The sequence below is a fragment of the Mesorhizobium sp. M1329 genome, assembly GCF_040318035.1.
Lineage (GTDB): Bacteria > Pseudomonadota > Alphaproteobacteria > Rhizobiales > Rhizobiaceae > Mesorhizobium.
The window spans coordinates 1-609 of sequence record NZ_JAMYLN010000095.1 but is presented as its reverse complement, the minus strand read 5'-3'; the positions used below and the strand labels follow the sequence as shown (position 1 = coordinate 609).

General features: G+C 62.1%; 1 protein-coding gene. It reads right to left on the bottom strand.

Going from position 1 to position 609, the window contains the following annotated elements; translation table 11 throughout:
• Positions 1 to 5 precede the first annotated feature (5 nt).
• The coding region (locus NKH21_RS32715; protein WP_352870031.1) for an ISAs1 family transposase at positions 6 to 609 on the bottom strand (604 nt) is incomplete at its 5' end.

Below are 609 nucleotides of genomic sequence, written 5' to 3'. Positions count from 1 at the left end.
CAGGGCTATCGCATATGAGTGATGGCATTGATGAGATAGTCGTCGTTCCAGGCGCATTTCTTGATGCGATGGCTGATGGGAACTTTGGCAGCATCGGCGGCCTGAAGGATGTTTCTGGCGAGGCGATTGAGAAGGGCTGTGTTGGCGGGGGCATTGTCCTTGCGGGCACGGCTGAGATCCTCATCGAGATGGACATCGAGCATCCAATGCAGGCCGTTCTCGATCTGCCAATGAGCTCTGGTGAGGTCGAGCGCCCGCTGCGCCGATATGAGCGTGGAGGCCATGAACAGGCGCATCAAAGGTCTGGCCTGATCGCGCCGGCTGGTGATGCGGATGAAGGCCTGGTGGCCGGGCATCAGCGGCTCGGCCGTCGCCACGATCTCGGCCTGCCGCCACTCGTTGCGGCCGTGGCTGGTCTCGGTCCGCTCGGCAATGGAAGGGGTGGCGTCGGCGAGTTGCAGGTTGGCACGGCGCAGCCAATGACGACGGTTGCCCTTCAGCGCAAGCAGGTAATCGCCACCTCTTTGGGTAATGGCCGCAGCCATGCGGGTGTGGCAGTGGAGCGCGTCGGCGGTGACCAATCTGCCCGTAAGATCAATGAGTTCGACG